The organism is Haematobacter missouriensis (genome assembly GCF_000740775.1).
Classification (GTDB): Bacteria; Pseudomonadota; Alphaproteobacteria; order Rhodobacterales; family Rhodobacteraceae; genus Haematobacter; species Haematobacter missouriensis.
Genome location: NZ_JFGS01000011.1, coordinates 23184 through 41606, shown reverse-complemented (window position 1 = coordinate 41606; position 18423 = coordinate 23184). Strand labels below are relative to the sequence as shown.

At 64.8% G+C, this 18423-nt stretch carries 22 protein-coding genes; 12 read left to right on the top strand and 10 right to left on the bottom strand.

Going from position 1 to position 18423, the window contains the following annotated elements; translation table 11 throughout:
- Positions 1 to 22 precede the first annotated feature (22 nt).
- Entirely contained in the window at positions 23 to 628 is a 606-nt protein-coding gene (gene pdxH / locus CG51_RS08860; protein ID WP_035744062.1) for a pyridoxamine 5'-phosphate oxidase, read from the bottom strand.
- A 190-nt stretch (positions 629 to 818) separates the two neighbouring features.
- On the opposite strand from pdxH, the gene fabI reads away from it, so the two are divergent.
- The 5 genes from fabI (at position 819) to CG51_RS08835 (ending at position 4524) form a co-directional block, all read left to right on the top strand.
- A complete protein-coding gene (fabI, locus tag CG51_RS08855; RefSeq protein ID WP_035744060.1) occupies positions 819 to 1640 on the top strand; it encodes an enoyl-ACP reductase FabI in 822 nt (273 codons plus the stop codon).
- A gap of 1 nt (position 1641) precedes the next feature.
- Positions 1642 to 2274 carry a LysE family translocator gene (locus CG51_RS08850; RefSeq protein WP_035744058.1) on the top strand — a complete coding sequence of 211 codons (633 nt, stop codon included), beginning with the start codon at positions 1642 to 1644 and terminating at the stop codon, positions 2272 to 2274.
- Positions 2275 to 2286: 12 nt separating this feature from the next.
- Positions 2287 to 2796 (top strand): xanthine phosphoribosyltransferase, encoded by a 510-nt coding sequence (gpt, locus tag CG51_RS08845; RefSeq protein ID WP_035744056.1) that lies wholly within the window; start codon positions 2287 to 2289, stop codon positions 2794 to 2796.
- A gap of 116 nt (positions 2797 to 2912) precedes the next feature.
- Complete coding sequence (locus CG51_RS08840; protein ID WP_035744054.1) at positions 2913 to 3497, top strand: Dps family protein; 585 nt, start codon at positions 2913 to 2915, stop codon at positions 3495 to 3497.
- A gap of 10 nt (positions 3498 to 3507) precedes the next feature.
- On the top strand, positions 3508 to 4524 hold the full coding sequence (locus tag CG51_RS08835; RefSeq protein ID WP_035744052.1) for an FUSC family protein: 1017 nt from the start codon (positions 3508 to 3510) through the stop codon (positions 4522 to 4524).
- On the opposite strand, the gene CG51_RS08830 is transcribed toward CG51_RS08835, so the two are convergent.
- Positions 4484 to 4942, bottom strand: a complete 459-nt coding sequence (locus tag CG51_RS08830) for an Lrp/AsnC family transcriptional regulator (RefSeq protein WP_035744050.1) — start codon at positions 4940 to 4942, stop codon at positions 4484 to 4486. The genes CG51_RS08835 and CG51_RS08830 overlap by 41 nt on opposite strands.
- Entirely contained in the window at positions 4939 to 5394 is a 456-nt protein-coding gene (locus CG51_RS08825) for an Lrp/AsnC family transcriptional regulator (protein WP_035744048.1), read from the bottom strand. Before CG51_RS08825 ends, CG51_RS08830 begins: the two co-directional genes overlap by 4 nt.
- Before the next feature lie 131 nt (positions 5395 to 5525).
- Between CG51_RS08825 and ilvC the strand changes: the two genes are divergently transcribed.
- The 4 genes from ilvC to CG51_RS08805 all read left to right on the top strand — a co-directional run bounded on the left by ilvC (position 5526) and on the right by CG51_RS08805 (position 8553).
- Positions 5526 to 6548 carry a ketol-acid reductoisomerase gene (gene ilvC / locus CG51_RS08820; RefSeq protein ID WP_035744046.1) on the top strand — a complete coding sequence of 341 codons (1023 nt, stop codon included), beginning with the start codon at positions 5526 to 5528 and terminating at the stop codon, positions 6546 to 6548.
- 222 nt (positions 6549 to 6770) lie between these two features.
- Positions 6771 to 7277: an SH3 domain-containing protein gene (locus tag CG51_RS08815; RefSeq protein WP_035744044.1), complete on the top strand. Its 507-nt coding sequence runs from the start codon at positions 6771 to 6773 to the stop codon at positions 7275 to 7277.
- A gap of 68 nt (positions 7278 to 7345) precedes the next feature.
- Positions 7346 to 8221: a cation diffusion facilitator family transporter gene (locus CG51_RS08810; RefSeq protein ID WP_035744042.1), complete on the top strand. Its 876-nt coding sequence runs from the start codon at positions 7346 to 7348 to the stop codon at positions 8219 to 8221.
- A 56-nt stretch (positions 8222 to 8277) separates the two neighbouring features.
- Entirely contained in the window at positions 8278 to 8553 is a 276-nt protein-coding gene (locus CG51_RS08805; RefSeq protein WP_035744040.1) for a hypothetical protein, read from the top strand.
- On the opposite strand, the gene CG51_RS08800 is transcribed toward CG51_RS08805, so the two are convergent.
- The 6 genes from CG51_RS08800 to CG51_RS08775 all read right to left on the bottom strand — a co-directional run bounded on the left by CG51_RS08800 (position 8550) and on the right by CG51_RS08775 (position 15207).
- Positions 8550 to 10577: a M3 family metallopeptidase gene (locus CG51_RS08800; protein ID WP_035744038.1), complete on the bottom strand. Its 2028-nt coding sequence runs from the start codon at positions 10575 to 10577 to the stop codon at positions 8550 to 8552. The genes CG51_RS08805 and CG51_RS08800 overlap by 4 nt on opposite strands.
- A gap of 125 nt (positions 10578 to 10702) precedes the next feature.
- Positions 10703 to 11779: a HesA/MoeB/ThiF family protein gene (locus CG51_RS08795; RefSeq protein ID WP_035744037.1), complete on the bottom strand. Its 1077-nt coding sequence runs from the start codon at positions 11777 to 11779 to the stop codon at positions 10703 to 10705.
- Positions 11780 to 11782: 3 nt separating this feature from the next.
- The gene (gene dut, locus CG51_RS08790) at positions 11783 to 12250 is read right to left on the bottom strand and encodes a dUTP diphosphatase (protein ID WP_035744172.1); all 468 of its coding nucleotides are present in this window, start codon (positions 12248 to 12250) and stop codon (positions 11783 to 11785) included.
- A 14-nt stretch (positions 12251 to 12264) separates the two neighbouring features.
- The gene (gene coaBC, locus CG51_RS08785) at positions 12265 to 13461 is read right to left on the bottom strand and encodes a bifunctional phosphopantothenoylcysteine decarboxylase/phosphopantothenate--cysteine ligase CoaBC (protein WP_035744036.1); all 1197 of its coding nucleotides are present in this window, start codon (positions 13459 to 13461) and stop codon (positions 12265 to 12267) included.
- 61 nt (positions 13462 to 13522) lie between these two features.
- Entirely contained in the window at positions 13523 to 14341 is an 819-nt protein-coding gene (locus CG51_RS08780; RefSeq protein WP_035744035.1) for a ChaN family lipoprotein, read from the bottom strand.
- Positions 14338 to 15207 (bottom strand): RNA polymerase factor sigma-32, encoded by an 870-nt coding sequence (locus CG51_RS08775; RefSeq protein WP_035744033.1) that lies wholly within the window; start codon positions 15205 to 15207, stop codon positions 14338 to 14340. Before CG51_RS08775 ends, CG51_RS08780 begins: the two co-directional genes overlap by 4 nt.
- Positions 15208 to 15309: 102 nt before the next feature.
- Here CG51_RS08775 and cobU point away from each other — a divergent pair, with 102 nt between their 5' ends.
- The 3 genes from cobU (at position 15310) to CG51_RS08760 (ending at position 17373) form a co-directional block, all read left to right on the top strand.
- Positions 15310 to 15846, top strand: coding sequence for a bifunctional adenosylcobinamide kinase/adenosylcobinamide-phosphate guanylyltransferase (gene cobU, locus CG51_RS08770; RefSeq protein WP_035744032.1), 537 nt, complete (start codon positions 15310 to 15312; stop codon positions 15844 to 15846).
- A complete protein-coding gene (locus tag CG51_RS08765; RefSeq protein WP_084695117.1) occupies positions 15843 to 16427 on the top strand; it encodes a histidine phosphatase family protein in 585 nt (194 codons plus the stop codon). The genes cobU and CG51_RS08765 overlap by 4 nt, the downstream gene beginning before the upstream one ends.
- Positions 16428 to 16503: 76 nt before the next feature.
- Positions 16504 to 17373 carry a glutathione S-transferase gene (locus CG51_RS08760; RefSeq protein WP_035744031.1) on the top strand — a complete coding sequence of 290 codons (870 nt, stop codon included), beginning with the start codon at positions 16504 to 16506 and terminating at the stop codon, positions 17371 to 17373.
- On the opposite strand, the gene speB is transcribed toward CG51_RS08760, so the two are convergent.
- Positions 17374 to 18336, bottom strand: a complete 963-nt coding sequence (gene speB, locus CG51_RS08755) for an agmatinase (RefSeq protein ID WP_035744030.1) — start codon at positions 18334 to 18336, stop codon at positions 17374 to 17376.
- Positions 18337 to 18423 lie beyond the last annotated feature (87 nt).

Sequence of the window (18423 nt, the reverse complement as noted above, 5' to 3'; positions counted from 1 at the left end):
CGCGGCCCGCATGTCGGGCGTTTCACGGATACAACCGCTGTATTTCCCAGTCGCCCTCCATCTCGGCACGACTCCAGCGGTAGCGATCGTGCAGGCGAAAGGCTCCATCGGCCCAGAATTCCATCTGGGAGGGGAATATGTCGTAACCACCCCAGAACTCAGGGCGCGGCGGGCGCGGTCCCAGCCGTGTGGTGATTTTCGCGACTTCGGCCATCAGCTTGCCCCTGCTCTCCAGCGGCTGCGACTGTTGCGACGCCCATGCGCCGAGCCGGGACTGAAGGGAGCGGGAGGCGAAGTAGGCGTCCGCTGCCGCACCGTCATTGCGGACGACACGGCCCCTTACGCGCACCTGCCGGCGCAGGCTTTTCCAATGCAGGACAAAGGCGGCCTTGCCGGTCGCCTCGATCTCCTGCGCCTTGGCGGAGCCGTAGTTGGTATAGAAGGTGAAGCGATCCTCACCGATTTCCTTCAGCAGAACCATGCGGACATCCGGGAGCCCTTCCGCGTCCACGGTAGCGAGCGCGATGGCATTAGGGTCATTCGGCTCTGTCGCCTCGGCCTCCGCCAGCCACCGTCGGGCAATGGCAAAGGGGTCTTCGCCCGCGAAGATACCGTTTCTGTCTGTCATATCCGATTGAATCCTTGCCCTTCATCGAAGCTTCACGCGGCGCTTCCCGATCCCGCCGAACGCGGGGGATCGTCGGGCCGCGCATCCTGTCACCCTTGATGACCAAAAGGCAATCGCCTAAAGGTCCGGGGATATCGGGCCCGGTGCCCGCTAACCTCCGGTATCGAAGCAAAGCAGGGAGTATTGGGCGATGACGGGTCTTATGGCGGGCAAACGCGGGTTGATCATGGGCCTGGCCAATGACAAATCCATCGCTTGGGGCATTGCCAAGGCGCTCGCCGATCAGGGGGCGGAGATCGCGCTTTCCTATCAGGGCGAACAGCTTCTGAAGCGGGTGCAGCCGCTGGCCCAGCAGATCGGCGTGACCGAGATCATCGAATGCGACGTGGCGGACGAATCCTCCATGGATGCGCTCTTTGCCCGGCTTGAAAAGGTGTGGGGCAAGATCGACTTCCTCGTTCATGCCATCAGCTTTTCGGACAAGAACGAACTGCGCGGCCGCTACGTGGATACGAGCGCCGAGAATTTCCGCATGACGATGGACATCTCCGTGTTCTCCTTCACCTCCGCGGTCAAGCGCGCCTCCGCGCTGATGACGGAGGGCGGGAGCTGCCTGACGCTGACCTACTACGGCGCGGAAAAAGTCATGCCGCATTACAACGTCATGGGCATCGCGAAGGCCGCGCTGGAGGCTTCCGTGCTCTACATGGCCGAGGATCTGGGCAAAGATGCAATCCGCGTGAATGCGATTTCCGCCGGCCCGATCAAGACGCTGGCCGCCTCCGGCATCGGTGATTTCCGCTATATCCTGAAATGGAACGAGTTGAACTCCCCTCTCCGGCGCAACGTCACGCAGGAGGAGGTGGGCAAGGCGGCACTCTATCTTCTTTCCGACCTCGGAACCGGCACAACGGGCGAGACGCTGCACGTGGATGCAGGCTATCATGCCGTCGGCATGAAAGCGGTGGACGCGCCGGATATCGACGCGACTGCCGGTCGCAAGGAGAGCTGACATGACGCTCGCCGCGTTTCTCGCGGTCTGGTTCGTCCATCTGCTGGCCGCGATCTCTCCCGGTCCGGCGGTGCTGATGGCCGCGCGGGTCGGGCTGACGGAGGGCGCGCGGCGCGGCGCGTGGCTCGCGGTCGGGCTGGGGCTGGGCGCGGTGTTCTGGGCGACGGCGGCGCTCTTCGGGTTGGCGGTGCTGTTTCGGCTGGCGCCGAGCCTGCTCTGGGCGCTGAAGATCGGCGGCGCGGCCTATCTCATCTGGCTCGCCATCAAGATGTGGCGTCACGCGAGCGATCCGGCCGACATGACGATTACTCCGGCAATCGCAACGGAAGGCGACGCATCCCGCTCGCCGCTGTCCGCGGTGTGGCTGGGCATCGCGACCCAGCTTGCCAATCCGAAACCCGCCGTGTTCTTCGGGGCGGTCTTTGTCAGCACGATCCCCCGCGGGGCCTCCGCTCTTTCACTGGCTCTCGTGCTCATCGCCGTTTTCCTGAACGAGGCGCTGTGGAATGCCTTTGTCGCCCGCATCTTCTCGATGGACCGCGTCCAACGCGGTTATGCCGGGCTGAAACCTGTAATCGATCGCACCTTCGGCGCCTTCCTTGTCGCCCTCGGTATCAAGATCGCCGCCACCTGATTGGGAACCGCCATGAACGACCGTCTGCCGCATGAAAAGGGATTTCACGTCAGCTGGGATCAGTTGCACCGCGACGCGCGCGCGCTGGCATGGCGGCTCGACGGCAAGGGGCCGGAGTCGGAGGCGGGCGGCTGGCGCGCCATCGTCGCGATCACCCGCGGCGGCATGGCGCCTGCCATGATCATCGCGCGCGAACTGAACGTACGGGTGATCGACACCGTCTCCGTCAAATCCTACAGCGACCAGTCGCAAGGGGATGCCCACGTCATCAAAGCTCCGCAGGCAGAACTGATGGGCGACGGCACGGGCATTCTCGTCATCGACGATCTGGTGGACAGCGGCAAGACGCTGGAGCTCGTGCGCCGGCTTTACCCAAAAGCGCATTTCGCCACCGTCTATGCAAAGCCCAAAGGGCGCGCGATGGTGGACAGCTACATCACCGAAGTCAGCCAGGACACCTGGATCTTCTTCCCCTGGGACATGGCGCTGCAATACGTTCAGCCCTATCGCGGCGTGGACTGACGGAAACCGCCTCCGGCCACTGGCCGGAAGCGTCGTCTGCCCTACATCCTCCTCCGCCGGGGCGCGTCGGTGCGCGAAGCGTCTCGGCATCCGCACCTATTGGGCTGGAGGCCAGAATGGCGAAGCAACGCAAAACCATCGAAGACATGTCGAGCCAGCCGTGGCTCCATCAGGAAGGCCGGATCATTCAGGAGTTCGGCACAGCACGGCAATTCCCGCTGGGCCTGTCGCACAATGCACGGCTCTACTCCTGCGAGCGGCTGAACCAGGTGCTGGCCGACACGCAAATCCTCCACGCCTTCTACAAGAAATCTCACTGGCTCATGCGGGGCGCGACCTTCTACCAGCTCCACCTCCTGCTGGACAAGCATGCGGGCGAGCAGCTCGAACTTATCGACATGGTCGCGGAGCGGATCCAGACGCTGGGCGGCATCGCCGTCGGCGACCCCCGACATGTGGCGGAGATCACCCGTATTCCCCGGGCTCCCAATGGCGCGGAGGAAGTGCCCGCCATGCTTTCCCGCCTGCTCGAAGCACATGAGATGATCCTGATCGACGCCCACGACGCCGCGGAGAAGGTTCAGGAACAGGGCGACGATGGCTCCAACGACGTGCTCGTGTCCAACGTGATACGGACGAACGAGCTTCAATGCTGGTTCCTCGCGGAGCATCTGGTGGACACGCCGCTCGTCCGCGTCTGACAGGGTGGCAATGCGCGGTATCGCGGCGCGCGTTCTTGACCGCTGGCATGGCACATGGCTTGACGCGCTGGAAAGCGCGGCGGGCGCAACGCTGGCGTGGGTCATCGCACATGGGGTCTTCGGTCACGACCGGCCGGTCTTTGCGGCGGTAAGCGCGATCGTCTGCTTGTCGCCCGCTCTGCCCAGCCACGCGCGGCAAGCCATCGGCCTGATGTCGGGCGTGGTCACGGGGACGGTGGTGGGGGAACTGGGCCTGCTGCTGGTTCCGGACACCTATCCGGTTCTCCGCCTGGCCGTCGTCAGCTTTGTCGCGATGATGATCGCCACAAGTTACGGCCAGCCCGCCGTTGTGCCGATTCAGGCTGGCGTCTCAGCGCTTTTGGTTCTGGCCATGGGGCCGCAGACCGCCGGTCTCTCGCGCCTGATCGACGTGGCGACCGGCACCGGCGTGGGCCTTCTGTTCAGTCAGGTGCTGTTCACGCGCGACCCGGTCACCCTTGTCCAGCGATCCGCCGCCGCGATGACGGCACAGCTAGCGGCCGGTTTGCGGCAACTGGGCGATGCCATCGGCAAGGGCGACGTACTCGGTGCGGAGGCCGCGCTGAAAGTCATTTCCCAAACCCATGCCCCGGTGGTCGCGCTGGGAGAAAGCACCGCCGCCGCCCGGCAGGAGGCCCGGTGGTCGCTCCGCGGCCGATTGTCCGCCGAACGGGTGAGCCATGTGACGGAGATCTACGAGTCCCAATCGATACGGCTCTACGCATCCTCTCTCCTCATGGCGGAGGCAGGTGTAGACCTTCTACGAAAGGAAGGCGCCGCCCCCGGCGTCGCCGACATGCTTTCCGACCTTGCAAACGGGCTGAAAACGGACATTTTGCCTCAGCTCCAGCGTTCCGTCGATCCGGGATGGGAACCGATGCTGATCTACCTTCTGCGCGTCCGGTCCGCCATGCTGGCCTTCCGTGCCAGCGACCCGACCGAGGGGGTTATCCCAGCGGGCCCGGACGATGCTCCTCCGAGAGCATGACATTCGCCTCCACCTGCCCCACTCCGGGCAATGTCATGATCCGCCGGCGCAAAATGCGCTCGAAATCCACGATGTCACGGGCAACGACGCGCAGGCGATAATCGAAGACGCCCAGCACATGCTGCACTGTCAGCACTTCTGGGATAGCTGTCACGGCACGCTCGAAATCGTCGAGGCTGACTCGCCCGCGCGTGGCGAGCTTGATGCCCAGGAACACGGTAACCCCGAAGCCAAGTGCCTGATGGTCGAGCAGCACCCGACGCCCCCGGATCGCACCCGCCTCCGTCAACCGCTTCAGCCGCCGCCAGGCTGCGGGCTGGCTCAGGCCCAGCCTTCGCCCCGCCTCTCCCGCAGACAGCCGGGCATCTTCCGCCAGAACGCGCAGCAGGCGCCGGTCCATATCGTCGAGCTCGATCACAGCGGCAGAGTTTCCGCATCCTTGATGACGGAGACAAGCATCAGCGCCTCGATATCCGCGATATGCGGCAGCGTCAGGATACGGTTGCGATAAATCTCCTGATAATGCGCCATGTCGCGGGCGATGACCGACAGCCGCACATCGACGCGGCCCAGGAAGGTCTGGATCGCGACGACCTCCGGCACCTCCCGCGCGGCGGCGAGGAACTGGTCGAACGCGCGGGGATCGGTCTTGTCGAGCGTGAACCGCAGGCTCACCTCCACCTCCCAGCCGAGCGCACGCCAGTCGATGATCGCCTGCTCCCCCTGCACGACTCCCTCCTCCCGCATCCGCTCCAGCCGGCGGGAAAAAGTGGCGGCCGTGACGCCCGCCCGCTCCGCCAGCCGAAGCGCGGGCGCGTCGGGATCGGCAAGGTAGTGGCGGAGAATGCGCCTGTCGGTGTCGTTGAGCATGAATATGACAGTAATTCCTAATATGAAGAATTGAAATATCGATTATTTTCGAATGTTTCGCGTGTTTGCATTCGCCATACTCTGATGACGTTTATGATCCGCCCCATAAATCAGCAGAAGGAGGCGCCCCGATGCGCGTCTATTACGATCGTGATTGCGACATCAATCTCATCAAGGACAAGAAAGTCGCCATTCTCGGTTATGGCAGCCAGGGCCATGCGCATGCGCTGAACCTGCGGGATTCCGGCGCAAAGAACGTCGTCGTCGCGTTGCGTCCCGGTTCGGCTTCCGCCAAGAAGGCCGAAGCCGAAGGTCTTAAGGTCATGGAGATCGCGGAAGCAGCGGCCTGGGCCGACCTCGTGATGTTCACCATGCCCGACGAGCTTCAGGCCGAGACCTACAAGAAATACGTTCATGACAACCTGAAGGAAGGCTCCGCCATCGCCTTCGCTCACGGCCTGAACATCCACTTCGGCCTGATCGAGCCGAAGCCGGGCATCGATGTCATCATGATGGCGCCGAAGGGGCCCGGGCATACCGTGCGCGGTGAGTTCGTGAAGGGCGGCGGCGTGCCCTGCCTTGTCGCCGTGGCGAACGATGCGTCCGGCAAGGCGCTGGAGATCGGCCTGTCCTATTGCTCCGCCATCGGCGGCGGCCGCTCGGGTATCATTGAGACGACCTTCAAGGAAGAATGCGAGACCGACCTCTTCGGCGAGCAGGCCGTGCTCTGCGGCGGTTTGGTCGAGCTGATCCGCATGGGCTTCGAGACGCTGGTCGAAGCAGGTTACGAACCGGAGATGGCCTATTTCGAATGCCTCCATGAGGTGAAGCTGATCGTGGACCTGATCTACGAAGGCGGCATCGCCAACATGAACTACTCGATCTCCAACACCGCGGAATACGGGGAATACGTCTCCGGCCCGCGCGTGCTTCCGTACGAGGAAACCAAGGCCCGCATGAAAGAAGTGCTGACCGACATCCAGAACGGCAAGTTCGTGCGCAACTTCATGCAGGAGAATGCCGTCGGCCAGCCTTACTTCAAGGCGACCCGCCGCATCAACGACGCGCACCAGATCGAGCAGGTCGGTGAGAAGCTCCGCGCCATGATGCCCTGGATCTCCAAGGGCAAGATGGTGGACAAGAGCCGCAACTGATCCGGGCATAGACTCAGATATGAAGGGGCGCCGGAGGGCGCCCCTTTCCCATGGACACCGCCACGCATGATCCCCACGCATCGCTGAACAGGCCTAGCCCCTTCCCGGTATGCGCATCGTCAAATCCTGCTGGCCTTCGCAGCGGCCAGATGAAATCCTGCCGTTGAGCAGACGCCACAAGGCGTGATTCGGGTCCAACGAGACCAGCGGGCAGCACATACTATGAAACAGGTCGTCTTCTGCGTCATCGCCGCAGTCATCGCGATCCTTCTGGCGGGCATGGTCCGTGCTCAGGAGGAGGAACGTGGCGTCGTCACCAATCTGCCTGTCCCACGTTTCGTGTCACTCAAGACATCGGAGGGAAACGTGCGGCGCGGACCCTCGCTCACGCATCGGATCGACTGGGTGTTCACCCGGCGGGACATGCCGCTCCGGGTTGTGGCGGAACACGGCAACTGGCGGCGGGTCGAGGATCGGGACGGGGTTGGGGGCTGGATCCATTTCGCGCTGTTGTCGGGTGTGCGCACCGTCCTCGTGGAGACCGATATGGTCCCGCTTCGTGCCCGCCCGCAAGAAGACGGTCGTGTCGTCGCCGAGGCTCAGGCAGGCGTCATCGCGCGGCTTGGCAAGTGCCTGCCCGACTGGTGCGAGATCACCGCCTCCGGCTCCGACGGCTGGGTTCCCAAGACGACGATCTGGGGTGTCGATCCGCAGGAAACCCGTGACTGACGCTCCCCCGACTGCTGGAACTCCGCGGGACTTGACCCTATAAAGGTGCTCCTATTCTGGAGTGCCACATGGACAGACCCCCAACGCGCGAAAATCTTTCAGCGGGGCTGGCTTCCGTCTCTGTGGCGCTCATCCTCGTTGCGCTGAAGCTTTGGGCGGTGGTGGAGACGCGATCGCTCTCCATCGCAGCGAGCCTCGCGGACAGTTCGCTCGACCTGCTGGTTTCGCTGGGGGGACTGGCTGCGATCCTGTATGCCGCGCGCCCGCCGGACGAGGATCACGCCTTCGGCCACACGTCGGTCGAGGATCTGACCGCACTCGGCCAGTCTACCTTCATCCTGATGTCCGCCGCCGTCATCGCATGGAACGGCTTCGCGCGGTTGTTCGGACCGAAGTCGCAAGATCTGTCTGGGCAGGAAGGCGGCATCGTCGTGATGGTCGTTTCCATAGTGCTCACCATCGGCCTCGTGGCCTGGCAGCGGCGCGTCGTGCGGCGGACGGGGAGCAAGGTCGTCGCAGCGGATTCGGTGCATTACGTCGGCGACCTCATCCCCAACATAGGCGCCATCGTGTCGTTGTGGGTCTCCGCCCGATATGGGCTTGGTCAGGTGGACAGCATCGTGGCAATTGCGGCCGCCGCGGTCATGGCGTTCGGGGCCATCAGGATCGGGCGGGACGCGTGGAACGCCCTGATGGACCGCCGCGCGGACCCGGTGCTGATCGAAGGCATCGCCGCGATCACGCGCGACTGGCCCGGCGTGCAAGGTTTCCATGACCTGAAAACCCGGACGAGCGGCAGCCGCGTCTTCGTGAACCTGCACATCGAGCTGGACGGCGATCAGCCGCTCCGGGATGCGCATGCGATCAGCGCGGCGCTCAAACGACGCATTCTCGAAGCCTATCCGCAGACGGATGTCATCATCCACAAAGACGTCGCGGACTGAGCGGAACAGCCGCGACGAAGAGCGCGTTGTTCCACAACTTGATCAGGAGGCGCGCCATGTCCCTCACCCCCGAACGGCTCGAAGCCATGATTGTTGCGCACCGCAAGGTGCTCCGCGATCTGATGGCCAACCTGCCGCGCGACAGGCTCGACGATCTGCGCCATCGCCTGACGCGCGGTGAGACCGTTCAGGACGGCGCGGAGGACCCCGGCGTTATTCCGCAGGAAGCATTCTCCTTCGAGGCCGCCGTGGCGGAGGAGACGCGTCTGCTCCTCCGCATGGTCGGCGATATCGTCGATCAACCGACCCGTCGGCGGCCCAGCGACCGCTAGGCCGCGTCGTCCAGCCCTCGTCCACGGAGCAATGCCTCCACGCCGGGCATCCTGCCCCGGAAGGCCGTGTATTCCTCTGCCGGATCACGGCTTCCCCCGGCAGACAGGATGTTCTGCTCCAGCCGTCGCGCGATTTCCGGGTCGAAGGGATCGCCTGCCTCTCGGAAGGCATCGAACGCATCAGCATCCATCACTTCGGACCACATGTAGCTGTAGTAGCCCGAAGCATAACCTTCCCCAGCAAAGACATGGCCGAAATGCGGTGTGGCGTGGCGCATGCGGATCGCATGGGGCATGCCGATCTCCGCCAGAACCTGGGCCTGTTTCGCCATCGGATCGGCGGGGGGCGGACCCTCGTGAAATGCCAGATCGACCAACGCAGAGGCGAGATACTCCACGGTTGCGAAGCCCTGATCGAAGTTCTGCGCGGCCAGCAGACGTTCCAACATCTCGCGGGGCATCGGCTCGCCTGTGCGGTAGTGGCGGGCGTGGCGCTCCAGCACCTCCGGAACCTCAAGCCAGTGTTCGTAGAGCTGACTCGGTAGCTCTACGAAATCCCGCGCGACCGACGTACCGGAGACGAAGCCATAAGTCACATCAGACAGCATCTGGTGCAATGCATGGCCGAATTCGTGGAACAGCGTGCGCGCGTCATCATAGGACAGCAGCGCGGGCTGCCCCTTGGCGGGCTTGGCGAAGTTGCAGACATTGACGACGATGGGCCGCACCTCGCCTCCCAGCTTGCGCTGACTGCGGAAGGCGGAACACCATGCGCCCGAGCGTTTGGAGGGCCGGGCGAAATAGTCGCCGATGAACACCGCCATATGCCTCCCGTCGCGCGTCACATCCCACGCGCGGGCGTCGGGGTGGTAGAGCGGCACGTCGAGCGGCTCGAACTTCAGGCCGAAAAGCCGCCCCGCCGTCTCGAACGCCGCCTCGACCATCCGATCGAGTTGCAGGTAGGGCTTCAGCGCGGCCTCATCCAGATCGTGCTCCGCCTTGCGCCGGCGGGCCGCGTAGAACCGCCAGTCCCAGGGTTCGAGCCGGCCGTTCACCCCGTCTTCATGCAGCAGTTGAGTCAGGGCCTCGGCATCTGCTTCCGCCTTGGCGCGCGCGGGCGTCCACACGCGGGAAAGCAATTCCTGCACCCGCTCCGGCGTATGCGCCATCTCGGGTTCCAGCTTGTAGGCGGCGTAAGAAGGATAACCCAGCAGTTCCGCACGCTCATGACGAAGCTTCAGGGTTTCGGCGACAAGCGCGCGCGTGTCGTTGGCATTGCCGTTCGAGCCGCGCGCGGTCCAGGCCTCGTAGGCGCGCTGACGGAGTTCCCTACGGGGGGAGAGTTCGAGGAATGGCACGATGAGCGAGCGGTTGAGCGTGAGGGTCCAGCCCTCTCGGCCCCGCTCGGCGGCAGCGGCGGCCAGCCCTTCGACCAGAAACTCCGGCAGGCCCTCCAGATCGCCCTCCGCCAGATCCATGGACCAGTCGCGCTCCTCCGCCAGAACCTTCTGACCGAAGTCGGTGCCCAGAGAGGCCAGACGCTCCTTGATGGCGCGGAAACGGTCGGCGGGCGCGCCTTCCAGCTCGGCGCCCGCACGGACGAACATCTGATGGTAAAGGTCCAGAACACGCAGCTGCTCCGGCGTGAGAGTGAGCTGCTCGCGCTGTTCCCAGACGGTGCGCACCCTGTCGTAGAGCGTGCGGTTCATCAGGACTTCGGAGGAGAACTTGGCCATCTTCGGCGCGAGGTCGCGCTGCAGTGCCTCTCGTGCGGGATTGGCGTCGGAGCCAGCGAGATTGTAGAACACCCCAGCCACCCGGTCGAGCCGCTGCTCGGCCAGTTCCAGTGCCTCGATCGTATTGTCAAAGGCGGGCGCTGCGGGATCGGCGGCGATGGCCGAGATATTGGCCCGTGCCTCTGCCAGAGCGGCATCGAAGGCCGCGGCGAAGTCATCATCCGAGATACGGTCGAAGGGCGGCAGGCCAAAGGGCGCGGTCCAGGGTTCAAGCAGAGGATTGGTCATCTGGGCTCTCCTTTACAAGGGGAAGCTAAGCCGGCTGGGAGAGGCTTTCCACCCCCGGCGAACGGAAACGCGGGAATGGCAACGCCGGGGCGCTGAAACGCGACGTCCGGCCACCGCGGAAACGTTCAGAGGCCGCCGCAGACCGGACAATCCTGCCGGCGATGGACGGCGATCATCCGCGTCTCGCCGTACAGCCCGTCGTACAGCAGAAGCCGCCCACGGAGCCCGATGCCCGCGCCCGTCAGTTCCTTCAGCGTCTCCAGCGCCATCATCGTGCCCAGAACGCCCGGAAGCGGCCCCGCGACACCGCCCTCCGCACAGGTGGGGGCAAGGCCGGCTGCTGGTTCCACCGGAAAGAGGCAGGCCAGACAGGGTGCCCCCCGCGCAGGATCGAAAAGCGAGATCTGACCCTCCCACTGACCCACCGAGGCTGAGAGGAGCGGCACCCCCGCTGCCACCGCCGCACGGTTCACCAGCGCCCGCGTGGCAAATCCGTCACTGCCGTCGAGCACGAGGTCCACGCCCGGGATCAGCTCCGCGGCAAGAGTGTCGTCCAGACGCCGCTCAACCGGCGTCACCGCGACGCCCGGATTGAGCGCATGGAGTGCCCGGGTGGCGGAGGCGACCTTGGACATGCCGATATCTTCCGTTCGGTGAATCACCTGCCGCTGAAGATTGGAGAGGTCCACCCGGTCGTCGTCCACCAGCGTGATCCGCCCGACCCCCGCCCCCGCCAGATAAAGAAGCGCAGGAGAACCTATACCGCCCGCCCCCACCACGAGCACATGCGCATTCCGCAAGCGCCTCTGGCCTTGGCCGCCAATCTCCCGCAGGATGAGGTGTCGGGAATAACGCTCCACATCCGCTTCACTCAGGGCAGCCACGCCCCGGGGGGAACTCCCGCCCGTCCTTGGTGCGGGCATCTCAGCCCCCGGCACTCCGGCGGATCGCGCCCGCATGCGTAGTCGGCCCAGCAAACGCACGTAACTCCAGACCGCCAGACCCGCCCCGCCCAGCACGAGCCACGCGCCGACGGACCATCCAAGCCAGCCCCGGAGCGTCGCCCCCTCCGGCAGCACAACCAGCAACGCCAGAACCGCAACGTAGAGCAGGCCGATGGCCAGCCAATGTATCTCCCGCCGGATACCGAAGGCCGCGGCAAGACCCCAGATCGCCGCCGCGAGGAGAAGAACGACCAGCACCGCTCAACCGCGACCGGTGGAGCCGAAGCCTCCCTCCCCCCGCGCGGTGGCGGAGAGTGTCTCGGCAGGCTCGAACCGGGCCTGAACGACCGGCGCGATGACAAGCTGGGCGATCCGGTCGCCGTGACGCACCGTGTAGGGATCGTGCCCAAGATTGACCAACAACACGCCAAGCGGGCCACGATAATCGGAATCGATCGTGCCCGGCGTATTCGGAAGGGTGATCCCGTGCTTCAGGGCAAGCCCCGAGCGCGGACGGATCTGCATCTCGAACCCCTCGGGGATCTCCACGCGAAACCCGGTCGGCATGATGACCCGCCGCATGGGGTCGATGATGAACCCGGTCTCCCTGTCCTCCGGCTGCAGGTTGGCGCGGACATCAGCGCCTGCCGCCCCGGCGGTCTCATAGGAGGGCAGCAGGATGGAGCGGTCGGCCCAATCCTCCCACAGAATACGCAGCACGGGGGTCATCTTCATCCTTCCTGTCACTTGAGCGCTTCGGCGATCCGCCGGGCGAGACGGGCCGCGACCTCCTCCTTGGGAAGGCGCGGCCAGGGTTCCTGCCCATCGGCACTGATGAGGGTCACGGCATTCTCCGTTCCGCCCATGATTCCGGTCGCCGGACTGACATCATTGGCCACGATCCAGTCGGCCCCCTTCCGGGCAAGCTTCGCCGTCGCATGGGCGATCACGTCGTTCGTCTCCGCCGCGAAACCCACCACCAGCCGGGGACGGCCCACGCCCATGCGGCCCACGGTCGCCAGAATATCCGGGTTCTCCCGGAAGGAGAGCGCAGGAAGACTACCATCCGCCTGCTTCTTGATCTTCGCCTCGCCCCGGTTGGCCACCTGCCAATCCGCCACGGCAGCGGCAAAGACCGCAGCATCGGCAGGCAGGGCACCCTGAACCGCGGCCAGCATCTCCTCCGCGGTCTCCACACGGATGACAGCGACGCCGGAGGGCGGCGGCACGCTGGCCGGACCGGTCACGAACGTCACCCGCGCCCCCATATCGCGGAGCGCGGCGGCAATCGCCGTCCCCTGCGCGCCGGAGGATCGGTTAGCTATATAGCGCACCGGGTCGATAGGTTCGTGGGTTGGCCCAGAGGTGACAAGTACATGCCGGCCCGAGAGCGGCCCGCTGTCGAACACCGAAGCGACGGTCGCCACGATCTGCGGGACTTCTACCATCCTGCCGGGACCGTACTCGCCGCAGGCCATGGGCCCGTCCACCGGGCCCGCGAACAGGATGCCATCCGCGCGGAGCTGCTCCACATTCCGGCGCGTCGCGGGGTGCTCCCACATCCGCACGTTCATCGCGGGAACGACAAGCACCTGCTTGTCCGTCGCGAGCAGCAGCGTGGAGGCCAGATCATTGGCGAGCCCGGCTGCCATCTTGGCCAGCAGATCCGCGGTCGCGGGACAGACAACGACCAGATCGGCGGCACGGGAAAGCTGGATATGCCCCATCTCCGCCTCATCCGTGAGGTCAAAGAGATCTCGGTAGCACTTCCGTGCGGCAAGAGCGGAGGCGGAGAGCGGCGTCACGAAATGCTCCGCAGCGGGTGTGAGGACCGGCGTCACCTCCGCCCCCCGGTCCCGCAACCGCCGGATGAGGTCGAGCGCCTTGGTCGCGGCAACGCCGCCACCGATGATCATCAGGATATGTTTGCCGTCCAGCACGTCCCGCCTCCACCGTCCTGTTTCATCTATCCCCGTTCGATGCGGCAGGAGCAAGCCGCGATCACGGTTTGCGGAGCGCGGCACAGGGATCGTCGCGCGGTTCCGGCGGCGTGACGATCCACAGGTCGAAGGGTTGCTGCGCCGCCGCGCCCTCCTCCACCTGACCGACGGAGATCACGCGCAGATCAGGGACCGCAGTCCTCAGCATCGCCGGCACAGCCCCTTCCCGCACATGCCCCGATCCCGCGATCACCACCACGGGCGGGCCATGGTCCTCCAGCGCACGCAGTGTCGCACGCGCCAGCGCGGCATCCCTCAGCCGTTGGGCATCAACCATCATGGGAAGCAGGTGATCCGGCAACAGGTCGCAATGTGCCAGCCGTTGATCCTCCTCCGCCGCCTGCTGCACCTCTGCGGGGAGCGGCCGATCAAGAGCGAACCGGTTTGCCTCCGGCCCGAACAGGGCTGCAGGGCCTTTTTCCTTCAGGCCCACCATGTCATCCCGTGCCACCCCCGCACCAAGGATGGCCGCCGCCGGAGCAGCCGCAAAAATGGGCCAGTAGAGCGAAATGTCCGGCCAGCCGCTTGTGTCCCACCCCGTGGTAAGCGCCAATGCGTCCGAAGACCGACGTGCCTCCGGCGAGATGCGATCAGCTTGCGCCGGGGTCAGCATCTCAAAGACAAGCGCCTTCGGCTTCAACGCGGCAACGGCACGCGCCTGATTTTCGTGATGGCGAGGATTGTCATGCACCTCTCCCAGCAACACAACATCTGCCGAGGGCAGGTCATCCAGCCGCGCGGGCGAAACAGCGTCCGCCGCGACCGGAGCCGCGGCGGCGAAAAATACGGGGGCAAGAACTACGGGAGCAAGCCACTTCATGAGAAGAAGTGGTGCACCTCCCGGTTGCGGGTTTCAAGGCTCTTGCGAAGCCGGGCGAAGGCAGCCGTTTCGATCTGCCGCACACGCTCCTTGGAAAGCCCGAGTTCCGTGCCGAGGCTGTCGAGCGTACGGGGCTGGGGGCGCAGTCGCCGCTCCCGCACGATATACCGTTCCCGCTCCGAAAGATCGCCCATGGCGGTCATCAGCCAGTTGCGCAGGCGCAGCGTATCGTGGCGGTTTTCGTAAACCTCCTCCGCGCGCGGAGTGTCATCCTCCAGCGCGTCGATCCACTCCCGGCCTTCTTCCGCACCCTGAACCGCATTCAGCGACTGATCCTGCCCGGACATGCGACGCTCCATCTCCGTCACATCGCGCAGGGAAACGCCAAGCCCATCGGCCACGGCCTGCAGAAGCTCGTCCCCCGCAAGGTCCTCACCCCGCTGCCGGGCTTCCCGCTCCAGACGGGCGCGGACCCGGTGGAGGTTGAAGAAAAGCGACTTCTGCACCGTCGTGGATCCGGTCCGGACCAGCGACCAGTTCCGCATCACGTGATCCTGAATGGAGGCCTTGATCCACCACACTGCGTAGGTGGAAAAGCGCACGCCGCGATCAGGGTCGAACTTCTCGGCTGCCTTCATGAGACCGACGATGGATTCCTGCAAAAGATCGCCCATCGGGACGCCATAACGACGGAATTTCATTGCCATCGAGATTGCCAGCCGCAGATAAGCTGTAACGAGGCGATGCAGCGCCGCCTCATCGCCGCGATCCCGCCAAGCTTCGGCGAGCGAGCGTTCGGTGTCGGCGTCAAGCATCTCTGCGGTCATCGCGCGGCGCATAAGGCCGCTCTCTCTGATTTCCAGCATGGTTCACCTGTCCTTCCGGGTGGCCCCTCAGGGCTCTTGCCTTACGGCGTTTCCGTGCTACGCAGGCTAAAAACTTCTCAGGCCGGAAAAAGTTCACGACATATGCAAAAAAAACTTTTTCTGATTTTGGGAGGCGCGGATTCAGGGAAGTCGGTTTTCGCAGAGGAACTGGTCAAGCGGCTGGCTGGACCACATGCGCGCCTTTGCTATATCGCAACCGCCGGTATCGAGGATGAGGAGATGGCGGAGCGCGTGGAGCGCCACAGGAGCCGCCGCGGACCCGAGTGGCGCGTTGTGGAGGGCAGAACCGAGACTACGCTTGCCGCATTGGCCAAGAACGAGGTTGCCCTGCTCGACTGCGCAACGCTCTGGCTCTCGGGTCAAATGCTGGCGGAGCCGGGGGAAGAGGCTGACCTTCCCACGGCGTTTTCCCGGCTGGAGGCTGCGCTCGTCGCGGCGCGTGGGAGTGTTGTGATCGTCTCCAATGAAACCGGGCTGGGCATCGTGCCCATGCACCCTCTCGCCCGCTCATTCCGCGCGGCACAGGGCCAACTGAACCAAAGGCTCGCGGCGCTCGCGGATGTGGCAGTGCTCGTCGTGGCAGGCCTCCCCCTTGTGCTTAAGGGAGAGCTTCCGTGAGCCGCTGGTGGTGGATACGCCACGGGCCCACCCATGCAAGGGGGATGGTCGGCTGGACGGACCTGCCCGCTGATCTCAGCGACAGCGGAACCATCGAGCGTCTGCTTGCCGCGCTGCCGGAGCACGCCATTGTCCTTTCTTCCGATCTTAGCCGGGCTGTAGCGACGGCGGACCTGATCCCCGGCACACGCCTTCCACATGAAGCCGACCTGCGGGAAATCGGCTTTGGAGAGTGGGAACAACTGACGGCGGACGAGGTGTCCGAGCGTGACGGTACGCTCGCCCGTCGCTATTGGGAGCAACCGGGCGACATCGCACCCCCCGGTGGAGAGAGCTGGAACACGCTGTGCCGGCGCACGGCGGATGCGGTGGACAGGCTCGCCCTTCTCTATCCGGGCCGCGACATCATCTGCGTCGCGCATTTCGGAGTGATCCTCTCGGAACTTCAGCGCGCGAACGGCAAGACGGCGGCCGAGGCGTTCAGTCAACCCGTCGCGCCACTGTCCCTCTCCCGCATCGATATTGTCGAGGGTCAGCGCCGCTGTCTGTACGCCAATCGCAGATTCGATCACAAATCTTGATGTATCATCCTACAAATATCCATTTCCATGATTGATCGCCGTCCTGCTACCTGAAGCGGTAGGAAGGGAGATTGCGATGTATGATCTGTTGATCGGAGATCGGGCCTATTCAAGCTGGTCGCTGCGGGGATGGCTGCTGTTCGACGCGTTCGGCATTCCGGTGAAGGTCAAGGCGGTTCGGATGTACAGCCCGGATTTCGCCGCCGCCATTGCCGCCTTCCCTCCTGCACGCACGGTTCCGGTGATCCGCACTGCAGAGGGAACCGTCATCTCAGATACCATTGCTGTTGCCGAGGAACTGGCCTCACGGGAGCCGGGTGCCGGGATCTGGCCCGCCGGGCCTGCCGCTCGCGCCGTGGCGCGGCGGCTGGTGGCGGAGATGCACTCGGGTTTCGCGCCCCTCCGCGATCATTCCACCATGAACCTACGGGCCTCCTATACGGACAGCAACCCGCCAGAGGCCGTGCTGGCCGACCTCGCCCGGATCGAAACCATCTGGTCGGACGCGCGCGCGGAAACGGAAAGCAAGGGCCCGTGGCTCTGCGGTGCCTATTCGGCAGCTGATGCCTTCTATGCGCCGATTGCGGCACGTATCGCCAGCTACAACCTTCCCGTGGGACCGGAAGCGCTGGCCTATATGCAGGCGCATCTCTCCCACCCCTCCTTCCGCCGCTGGCGCGCGATGTCGCTGGTCGATTTCCCCGATCAGGAGGTCTATCGCCGCGACTATCCCCGCCGCCCATGGCCCGGCCCCGCGCCGATCCCTGCGGAGGCGGTCAGTCAGGGTCCCGCAGAGAACGAGGCCTGCCCGTATTCCGGTCGTCCCGTCACGCATTTCCTGAGGGCTGAAGGACGCGTCTTCGGCTTCTGCAACGCCTTCTGCCGCGACAAGACGGTGGCGGACCCGGAGGCATGGCCGGCCTTCATGGCCCTGCTTCGCGGCTGACTAGCGGCGGCGAGGCCAGGCCCAGAGGCAGATCAGCTCCGTCGCGACATGCGCTCCGGCCACCGCCGTGATTCCCGCCGTGTCATAGGGCGGCGACACTTCGACCACGTCGCCGCCAACCATGTTGATGCCCGCAAGCCGCCGCAGGATGATCGCCGCCTGCGCCGAAGTCAGGCCGCCCCAGACCGGCGTCCCGGTTCCTGGCGCGAAGGCGGGATCGAGGCAGTCGATATCGAAGCTGACATAGACCGGGCGATCATCCACGATGCTGCGGACCTTCTCCGCCACGGCGCGGGGGCTCGTCTCATGCACATCGAACGCGTCGATGATATGGAGGCCGAGAGTATCGGTATTTGTCGTACGGATGCCGACCTGCACTGAATGCGCGACATCTATCACCCCCTCCTTCACCGCCTTGTAGAACATCGTGCCGTGATCGACACGGCCCGTATCGTCATCGGCCCATGTATCGGAATGTGCATCGAAATGGACAAGCGCGAGCGGCCCGAACCGCTCCGCATGGGCGCGCAGAATCGGGTGGCTGATCGAATGATCGCCGCCGAGCGCGATCACCGCGGCCCCCTGATCGTGGATGCCGCGGATATGGGCGGCCAGCGTCTCGGGAAAGTCCGCCGGACGGGCGTAGTCGAAGGCCAGATCGCCATAATCGGCGATGGAGAAATCCGACAGCGGATCGAACCCCCAGCCATAGGGCGGGTCAAAGGCCTGGAGCGTGGACGCCTCGCGGATCGCGCGCGGACCGAAGCGCGTGCCGGGGCGATGGGTAACGGCCTGATCGAAGGGCACGCCGGTAACGGCCAGATCGTATCCCGCCAGATCCTTCGTATAGCGCCGTCGCAGGAAGGAGGTCGCGCCACCAAAGGCATTTTCATAGGAAAGGCCCCGCGCATCCTTGCGTGTGATCGCCGTGTCCACTTCGGTCTTCGCGTCTTCGAGCGCCATCGATGCCTCCGTCATGTTGCCGAGTGCAGGGTAGCCTTGCCGCTCACGAAAGCCAGCCCCACAGCGGATGCGCAACTTGTGAAAAGA